This is a genomic window from Clostridium sp. (genome assembly GCF_050717535.1).
Taxonomy (GTDB): Bacteria; Bacillota; Clostridia; order Clostridiales; family Clostridiaceae; genus Clostridium_AD.
On sequence record NZ_JBOITM010000055.1, the window covers coordinates 1 to 9,727 of the forward strand.

Consider the following 9,727-nt stretch of genomic DNA (forward strand, 5'->3'; position numbering starts at 1 on the left):
AACATATATTTTTGACCCCCTAAATTATGAAAAATTTACTTGTAAAAAGTATATCATAATTGGAAGTTTAATGCGTCTATTTTAGTACTTATAATATTACAAATCCACACAATATGAGAAAGAGCCACATAGATGTTGAACTGAAGTATGCTGGTCCAACTAAGTCTTCGCAGTACCGCTGTATAGCAGCTTATGAAGGAGGCACGACTAAGTTTGCTATAAATTTACATTAATTATTATAGGTAAAAGTTCACCATTGTCTTCCAGGGTCATCTGCCATAGAATTAACGGTACCTCTGGGATAAAGAACATTATAATGATCCATCACAGGGGCAGGATTACCAATTGTAGGACTACTAAATACCATTTCCAATTTGAATTCTGTACCTGCTGAATATCCTATAATTTCCTCCGTGTCGGTCTTAGAATCAAACTCTGGGGTTCCGAAAAACACTTTTACTTTAGCTAAGGATAGGACCTTAATTTTGGTATCGAAAGACCGGACTTCAAATATTTGCTCTCCCTTATTAATACCAAAGACAGTATTATGCTTAGTATAAGTTGCATAGCTGCCTTTAGCAGAAGCTACGTAAACAGTTTTATCTGGCTTTTCCCAGGCTTTAATAATAGTTTCCATATTCGTTGTTTTGGCAGGAAAGTCACAATCTATAATTTTTCCTAGTTTTGCAAGCTTCATCATATTCAAAAGCATAGCTGTTTTTAAGTCGGTGCTTTGAACTAGCTGAACTGCTTTAAGAGGATGAGTTTCCAATATTTCTTCCACTTCTTGATATCCAATTGGATATGCGAAGTTGTAGCGTGCTGGCAGTGCAAAAACATAAGCATTGTTTCTACCAAGTTCACTTGGTCCAAGTGGTGCAGCTCCTATATGAAATTTGTCTTGGGAAAGTGTGTTCCATTGGTCAAGAGTAAACACCATAATAGGAATATCCTGCCGTGGATCTTTTGAATTCCACTTAGGATGCCTAATTGAAACTTTAGGTCCACTCTCAGTAACCTTTCCAGATGCCATATCATTACCTTCCCAAAGTTCATTAATTATGGAAAAATCTTGCCAGCCTTCTGGTAATATAAAGTTAAAACCATATTCAGTATTCTTATATAAAATTGAGCTTGAGTTTGTAGTATTATTGTTATTATCAGGCTGACTGAATGTTGTAGCTGCTGGCTGATTTTGACTGCTACTTGTAGGAATAGGTGGGGTTTTTACGCTAGAACATCCTACAAGAAGTATGGATGACAGAGATATAATTGCCCATTTTATTGCTGCTTTTTTATATACTGATATCATAATAGTGCTCCTTTTCTATACAGTTCTTCTGTCTTATTAATGATTCTATTTTAGATAAGTATACCAAATTTTGTTCTTTATTAACATATGCACTAATAATATTATTACCAATATGCGAACATATATTCGCATAAAAAATTTTTATTAGTACGGAATTGGCAGAGCACTTAAGTTCAATGGATGAAAGATGAAACAAATTGTAAAAAAGCTATTTATGTTATTATTAGAATTGTGATAAAATGAGTTTAAGAAGAATTAAAAAGTAAAATAAAAAATTATGAAGAGGAATAAATATGAATGAGAATAACAATATGGGAATGTATTTGAATAAAAAAAATAAAAGTAATTTTATCTTCAATTTAATTGCGCCGATTTATGGTTTGTTTTATAATTATCAGAAAAAAGATTATAAAGCAGTTATAGATGGAGTGCAAGATGATTTGGATTTTGCTACATACAAAAATATAATAGATATTGGTTGTGGTACTGGGGCTTTGTGTTCTGTTCTTAATAAAAGAGGAATATTGGTTACAGGGGTAGATCCTGTTCAAAGAATGGTAAGTATTGCTGCAAAAAAACAAGAAAATAAATCAATTGAGTTTATACAGGCAAGTGTTCTTGAAAGGATACCTTTTGAAGACAAAAGTTTCGATGTTTCCATTGCATCTTATGTGGCTCACGGATTAAAAAAACATGAAAGAGAAACTATGTATATTGAGATGAGTAGGATTACAAAACATTTGGTTATTATTTATGATTATAATGAAAAAAGAGCGTTTTTTACAAACATAATCGAATGGATGGAAGGTGGAGACTACTTTAATTTTATAAGAAATGCTAAGTCGGAGATGAAAGAGCATTTTTCTGAGGTTAGGATAATAAATGTTGGTTTAAGAGCAAATTTGTATATTTGTAAACCCTACTAAGTGACAAGAGGGTCATTGCCCTTTAGCTCTGTTATAGTTGGGACCACCTTGGATATTTAGATAGAAATTATGTAGTGATAACGTATTTAAATTTAATTAGGATCTTGTTAAATTTAACAAGAATTTAATTAAACAATTAACTGAAGTATCTACTAATGCACTGATACCAGTGGCTTTTATGGAGTTAAGTTCTAGTTAAGAATGTTGTCAAATCTAATTAAGTTAACAAAATGGATAATATTATAGGGGGACTATTTATGGATAGGGTTTATTGCTAGAGTATAGTTTACAAACAATGATTTTTACTCTAGCCTTAGAAAATGTGTTATAGAGTTGCCAGATCAAATTCGTAATTAGTATAGATAAACGGAAATTTGGAGGAGAGCATTTATGATAGAAGTATTGTTTGGAGAGAGTGAAGCAGGGGCAATGAAAATGGCAAAGAATTATCGAAAACCTGATTTTGATGATGGGCCAACAGCTTATTTTGGGAAGAAACCAAGCAAAGATGAGTTTGAAAAAATGTTTGATGGAAAGGCGGTTGGTGGCAATTCATCAGAAGTGATTTGTATTCCATTAGTGCTGGATATTGGTGATATTAATGTTCCAATTGAAGATGAGTATAGAAAAAAACTTATATTTGATATGTATACCATAAATGGAATGGTTGATAATAGAACTTTAGAATATTTAGAGGATGCATGGAAAAGATACTTAAATGAAATAGAACGGCTGAAAGATTATGCAAACCAAGGAGAAACTATTCGTATATGGTATAGTGATGCTCCGTATTCTATGTGTGGATTTTATTATGTATGTAATATTTTGAGAGAATACAATTGTAAGATATATACTATAAAGCTACCACAGTATGTGCAACTATCAGATAATACGATGCAATTTTATACATCATGGGGTGAAATGCATGCTGGGAAATTTTATGAATTTTTGCCTTTAGAAAAAGAGTTATCTTCTTGTGAAATACAATCTTTTACATCCAATTGGGTTGAATTAAAAGAAGAAAAAAGTACTTTGCGTGCTGTTGTAAATGGTAAGGTAATTGGTGTTCCAGAAGATTTCTATGATCACCTTATTAGAAAAGAGATACCTGATGGCGAGTTTATTATGGGACGTCTTATTGGAAAAATTTTAGAAAAACATTTTCTTGGAGTTGGAGATTGGTGGTATGCTAAAAGAATTAGCAAGATGATAGAAGAGAGAGAATTAATGGTTGTACAAAAGAAGAAGGAAATATATAGTCAAGTACTTAAAAAGGTATAAAGGTTATATATGGTGAATATAAAATAATAAAAAAGAATGAACTAACATAATTGCTTTATAGTATAAAACCGTACCGTATTGGGGAAATCCAGTACGGTTTTTTATATTTTTTTTAACATAATAACTAAACACTGAATAGTATAGTAAAAGATAATATATATTTAGTGCTTTAGTAGGGGGAAAATATGAATACATTAAAGCAGATATCTAAAGTTTTTGAGTCAGCGGAAGAAATTTCTTTTGATGATTCCTCTAAGATTGTTTTAATGAGTGATTGTCATAGAGGTGACGGAAACTGGTCAGATGATTTCTCTAAGAATCAAAATATTTATTTTGCAGCTTTAACTCATTATTATGACGAAAATTATGACTATATAGAGATTGGCGATGGAGACGAGCTTTGGGAGACTAAAAGACTTTCCGATATTAAGAGCGTAAACAACGATGTTTTCTGGCTTCTGTCTAAATTTTTTAAAGAAGATAGGCTAAGGTTTATCTTTGGTAACCATGACATAGTAAAGAGAGACGATATATATGTAAAAAATAATTTATATGAATATTTTGATGAGCAGAGGAAAAAAAATATTCCTTTATTCGAAAATATTAAGCTCCATGAGGGTATAGTTTTAAAACATAGAGTTACTAATAACAAAATCTTTCTAATGCACGGGCATCAAGTAGATTATCTAAATTATAAAATGTGGATATTAACCAGATTTTTAATCAGGTATCTGTGGAAACCTCTTAACTTCTTTGGAGTAAATGATCCAACCAGAACAGCAGAGAATTATCATAAAAAACAAGCAGTAGAAAAAAAACTTATTGAATGGGTAATAAAAGAAAAGCAGATGATGGTTGCTGGACATACACACAGGCCTATGTTTCCTGAAGTAGGAGAGCCGACCTATTTTAATGATGGAAGCTGTGTTCATCCCAGGTGTATAACAGCAATTGAAATTGAATTTGGTAATATCAAACTTGTGAAATGGTATGTTAATACAAAGAAAGATGGAACTTTGTTCATAGACAGAGAAGTACTTGCAGGACCAAGAAAATTAAAGGATTACTTTGACACTCAAAAGTGATAAATCAGAATAGACCACATAGGTAAATAAATATATTTATAAAAATAAACATTGCAAAATTTCTCTGAATAAAGAATAATAAGGTAATATAATATAGAATTATTTCTAAGGTTAGAAACAGTATAAATAACTTAAGATTTTATAATGCTACAAGGGGGAACATATGAAAAATAAAATTAAATCTCTATTAATAATTTGCTGTAGTGTTTTTATAACATTCACGGTATCAATTGATGCGAAAGCTACTGAATCAAGGGTAAGAATTGGAGGTAAAGATAGATATGAAACAGCTATACAAATTTCTAAAGCCGGTTGGGTGGACAAGTCTAAATCTGTAGTTTTAGCTACAGGGCAGGATTTTCCAGATGCACTTTGTGCTGCACCACTAGCTAAAAAACTTGGTGCACCAATATTATTAAATGAAAAAAGTAAGCTTCTTCCTGAGGTAGAGCAAGAATTAAAAAGGCTTAAGGTGGAAGAAATTATTATAGTAGGTGGACCAGGGGTTATTTCTGACGATGTTTTAAATACATTAAAGGAAATGAATATAAAGTGTACAAGAATATATGGTGCAAATCGATATGAAACTTCTATTAAAGTTGCTCAGCAATTAGATAAAAGTACTGAGATAGCTGTGGCAACAGGGGAGAATTTTCCTGATGCTATATCAATATCCTCTATTGCAGCGCAAAAGGGAATGCCTATATTACTTACTGGGAAAAACAACTTACCTAGCGGTCTAGCACAATATTTAAAAAATAATGCTATAGAAACTACTTATGTAATAGGAGGGAATGATGTTGTAAGTGATGGGGTAGCAAGTAATTTCCCAAATGTACAAAGACTACAAGGTCATGATAGATTTGATACTAATGTAGCAGTTCTTAATAAATTTTCACAGGAATTAGATTTTAAATCTATTTATGCTACAACTGGTAACAACTATCCTGATGCGTTGGCGGCTTCAGCGCTAGCATGTAAGTCTAAATCACCTGTTTGCTTAGTAAGTAATGGATCAATAGATAAACTAAAAGGTAGTATAGCATCAAAACTTCAGCACACTACGGAGGTAAAAGCTATTGGACAAGCAGATGTAGTTTCTGAAGATATTGTTGAAGAATTACTGCAAAAGTATGGAAATACTAACGGAAACTTGAAGAGTGGAGATTACCAAAGCTATACTAAACAAGTGGGTGGTTATGTAACTACCCAAGGTGCCTTTGACTATTATTTTTTTGATGGTGGAGAGAGGTATAGTAGAATTCCTAGTGGACTTTACAAAATAAAAAAAGATGGAACTCAAAGTATACTATTAGATAGGGAGCCAAATATAAATATGCTTCACATAAAATCCAATATAAATGTTTTCGGAGAATGGATTTATTATGAGGACGTTATATCTACAGTTGATGGTGAAGATGAAGTTAAAATTACACAAGGAATTTATAAATTGAAAACAGATGGATCAGGTAAAACAAAAATATGTAGTGATAATGCAAGAGAAATGATGGTTATAGGAGACTGGATTTATTACTGTAATTATACGGACAAAGGGAATCTATACAAAATTAAGGTGGATGGTACTAATCGAACTAAAATAGCCGATGATAAATGTTTTAGAATAAACTTTTCGGGAAACTACATTTATTATCTTAAATATGATGATGTTGGTCAGTCAATGATGACTCTTAATCTTTATAGAATAAAGTTTGACGGAACGGATAATATGCAAATACCTTGCGATGATAAAATTCTGCTCCTAAACGTTGAAGGAGATTTTATTTATTACTCAACTCTTATTGATGAGAAAGATTATCGAAAGGGAGTGAGTATATTTAAAATGAAAACAGATGGAACTGAAAAAGTTAAGTTATGTGATACTGAATATAATTATTTTTCAAACTCGTTTAACATATTAAGTGGAAATTTATATTACTGGGGAGTTAGTAAGGTTGAAAATAAAAGTCTAGATACTACTTTATATAGGATATCCAGTGATGGTAAAACCCAGAGCGCCAAATTCCATGGAGCAGCTATAGATAGCTGGATTGTAAGAAATAAAATTTATTATTATACGGAAGATAGTATTTATAAATACATTTATAGAGTCAATTTTGATGGGACAAATAAGCAGTTGATAAACAAGGTTAAATTTAATTATAATACTATTTGAAATAAAGCTTAGTCTGTTACGTCTTACCTTTGACTACCGCGACTTAGGATAAGGCAACCATAGGGGGGGAGTATTTTTTTCGGATATTTTGTATAAAAATAAAATGAAAAGACTTGACATATACCGTGAATGCTTTAAAAAATCGGTTGAGGAGATAAATGACATCATACAAATTCATGTATCTAAATGAGGGGCTTATGAAAGTGAAATAGGTTCTTTTCATTTAGATAGTATAGACACTTTATTGTGGCTTGAAAAAAACCTGTCCTCTGTTACAAATAGATTTTTGCAATTAGTTAAACAGAGTTGATAGTATATAATTCTTTTTATAGGGGTGATTAAATGGCGAGTTTTGAGCCATCCATAGCAGAAATACATCTATATTCCGATGATGATTTTATTAACGGAGAAATAAGTAAGTAAAATATGTCCGCATATGCTTCCATATTTTACAATGGGGTCGTACCTGAAACCTAATGAGACTCGGATATGATGATAAATTATATAAAGCATCCGAAGAAGAAAGAAAGTACTTTTCAATTGGTGAATATGTGCAAAAGGTAGAAGAATTAAAAGAAAGAGATTTAATTTCAAATGGAAAGTACGAAGAGTTGTTGTTAGATGCCTTCAGAGCAGATATAGTTTATAATCTAGGAAGTGAGGGTGTAGAATTATATGATTGATAAATATTTTTTTGACACTGATTTTTTAGAGAAGAAAAAGAACAGTTTAATAAATTAAAAGACCCATCTACATTGATGGGTCTATTTTAGTTCGAGATAATATCTTATTATGTTGTATTTGTGGCAGGCAATTGTATAGAATGTAGAAATAGTAGCATGAATATTTTAGCAGAAATCCTATTCAATTTAGATGAACTAATATGTGCAAGTCCGTTTATTAATCTGCTAAATTGTATCAAAATCAGAGTTATTAGACAGAGAAGTACTTGCAGGACCAAGAAAATTAAAGGATTACTTTGACACTCAAAAGTGATTAGCTAAAGTAGGTTGGGTGGACAAGTCTAAATCTGTAGTTTTAGCTACAGGGTCTATACTAAACAAGTGGTTGGTTATGTAACTACCCAAGGTGCCTTTGACTATTATTCTTGCAAACATAAATTGAATAGGAGTGACCGTATGGTAACGATGACAGTATGACTAAAATAGGATTAGTGCTGCTGCAATTGATTTAGTTAAAATAAGAGGTGGAGTATATCTGATATGTTAAAAGTTACCGGATAGCATGGATATAAACCCTCATAGTACTCGAGGTATTGTTTTATTTGTAAAAATATATTAACATCTGTAATAAGGGAGATGAAATATTGAAAGTGTCTATAAAACAATTAAATAATATGGGAAAAGATGAGATAGTTATTTGCTGCTTAATTGAAAATAAAAATATAAATAAGATTAAAGAATATGCTGAAAATATGGACTTATCTATGGGGGTATTTGATGAAAAAGAAAAAGTATTAATTTATCCTGAGGAAGTATTTTATATTGAAAGCGTAGACAAAAAGACATTTGTTTATCTAGAAAGAAAGGTCGTAGAATCTTCGCTAAGATTATATGAAATTGAAGAAAAGTATAAAGGCCTTACGTTTTTTAGAGCTACAAAAAGCACAATAATCAATACTAGATATATAAGGAAGATTGTACCCATGCTCAATAGAAATTTATTGGTAACACTAAAGAATAATGATAAGGTCACTATTTCCAGAAGAAACATTAAAGAATTCAAAGAAATATTAGGATGGGAGTGATTAGAATGAAAGAAAAAAATATAGATAAGATAAAAGTTGTCTTGAATATACTTGTATTTGCGCTAGCACTTTTTGGAGGCATTACATTATTAGCAAGCGTTTATAGTATCTTCAATGGAAGGGACGTCATTGTTATAGGATTCTTTAAACAAATAATAATATATGTTGGTGCACTTACGTTGTGGATTATCATAGGACTTACTGAAATTATTCCATTAAAAGTATCTCAAGTACAAAGAATTATTATTAGCGGAGGAATATTTTATGCAGTATTTTTAATTTGCTTTAGTAACAGTAAGATTAACCCATTTCAAAGTATTGAATTGTTTATTATAAATACGATTTGGTTTTTGTTAATGGTAGGAGTGGTAACGACTTCGTGGTATGTATACCAGTTCATTGTTTCAAAAAAATATACAAAATATCTTGACATTTATCAAAATAAGATAAAGTAAAGTGACTTAGTTTATTCTTCTTAGTGATGAATTTAAATCCATAATGGAGATAAAAGGATAGAAAGAATTGAGGATTTTAAATCTAATCAAGTTTAATAAAATGGATAGCACTGAACAAGCAGTTAGTAAAAATTAAGGAGATAAAATAATATGAAAAAAAAAGTTATAATAGCAATTATTTTAGTGGTTTTAATAATATGTTCGGTTAGTCTATATTCTGTTATAAAAGAGAAAACACTACCCATCTACACAATGAGTGAGTATGGTATGGATATTACTAAGGATAATATAAAGTATAGTTTAGAGCTAAAATTCGATATTGATAAATCACCCAAAAGAGTAGGAAAAAGAATAGGAAAAGGTGAATTTGGTGGTGAAAAGTTTGATATTTATAGGGATAAAGAAAATCAAGAATATATTATTTCCAATTCGGAAATTCATCAGGGCTATATTTGGTATAAGGCTGTTAAAAAGCCATAGTTCATCAAGATATCATAGGAGTATATGAATTTTTTTCGGTAGATAATATAGCACACTCTTATTTAAAGGTGAATAGTCCATAAGTAAAATATGTCCGCATACGCTTCCATATTTTACAATGGGGTCCATGGCCATCAACCTTAGAATTCAATAATATTACAAATGGTATAAATTGCAATCTAGACTGCAATTGGAATTATTAGTTGATAATTAGTTCTTAATTATAGCCATTAATTGTAAATTAGGT

General features: G+C 30.9%; 9 protein-coding genes. 8 read left to right on the forward strand and 1 reads right to left on the reverse strand.

Annotated elements, in window-relative coordinates; all coding sequences use genetic code 11:
• Positions 1–250: 250 nt before the first annotated feature.
• On the reverse strand, positions 251–1,312 hold the full coding sequence (locus ACREVU_RS08680; protein WP_431551208.1) for a YjgB family protein: 1,062 nt from the start codon (positions 1,310–1,312) through the stop codon (positions 251–253).
• A 293-nt stretch (positions 1,313–1,605) separates the two neighbouring features.
• Between ACREVU_RS08680 and ACREVU_RS08685 the strand changes: the two genes are divergently transcribed.
• From ACREVU_RS08685 to ACREVU_RS08720, 8 genes are all read left to right on the forward strand, one after another.
• Positions 1,606–2,238 (forward strand): class I SAM-dependent methyltransferase, encoded by a 633-nt coding sequence (locus ACREVU_RS08685; protein WP_431551209.1) that lies wholly within the window; start codon positions 1,606–1,608, stop codon positions 2,236–2,238.
• A gap of 390 nt (positions 2,239–2,628) precedes the next feature.
• Positions 2,629–3,519, forward strand: coding sequence for a DUF3658 domain-containing protein (locus ACREVU_RS08690; protein WP_431551210.1), 891 nt, complete (start codon positions 2,629–2,631; stop codon positions 3,517–3,519).
• A 185-nt stretch (positions 3,520–3,704) separates the two neighbouring features.
• Positions 3,705–4,604 carry a metallophosphoesterase gene (locus tag ACREVU_RS08695; protein ID WP_431551211.1) on the forward strand — a complete coding sequence of 300 codons (900 nt, stop codon included), beginning with the start codon at positions 3,705–3,707 and terminating at the stop codon, positions 4,602–4,604.
• 163 nt (positions 4,605–4,767) lie between these two features.
• The gene (locus ACREVU_RS08700) at positions 4,768–6,777 is read left to right on the forward strand and encodes a cell wall-binding repeat-containing protein (RefSeq protein WP_431551212.1); all 2,010 of its coding nucleotides are present in this window, start codon (positions 4,768–4,770) and stop codon (positions 6,775–6,777) included.
• Between the two features lie 476 nt (positions 6,778–7,253).
• Positions 7,254–7,460, forward strand: coding sequence for a hypothetical protein (locus ACREVU_RS08705; protein WP_431551213.1), 207 nt, complete (start codon positions 7,254–7,256; stop codon positions 7,458–7,460).
• Between the two features lie 650 nt (positions 7,461–8,110).
• A complete protein-coding gene (locus ACREVU_RS08710) occupies positions 8,111–8,545 on the forward strand; it encodes a LytTR family DNA-binding domain-containing protein (protein WP_431551216.1) in 435 nt (144 codons plus the stop codon).
• A 5-nt stretch (positions 8,546–8,550) separates the two neighbouring features.
• Positions 8,551–9,000, forward strand: coding sequence for a hypothetical protein (locus ACREVU_RS08715; protein WP_431551214.1), 450 nt, complete (start codon positions 8,551–8,553; stop codon positions 8,998–9,000).
• A 150-nt stretch (positions 9,001–9,150) separates the two neighbouring features.
• Positions 9,151–9,480 carry a hypothetical protein gene (locus ACREVU_RS08720; RefSeq protein ID WP_431551215.1) on the forward strand — a complete coding sequence of 110 codons (330 nt, stop codon included), beginning with the start codon at positions 9,151–9,153 and terminating at the stop codon, positions 9,478–9,480.
• Positions 9,481–9,727: the final 247 nt, after the last annotated feature.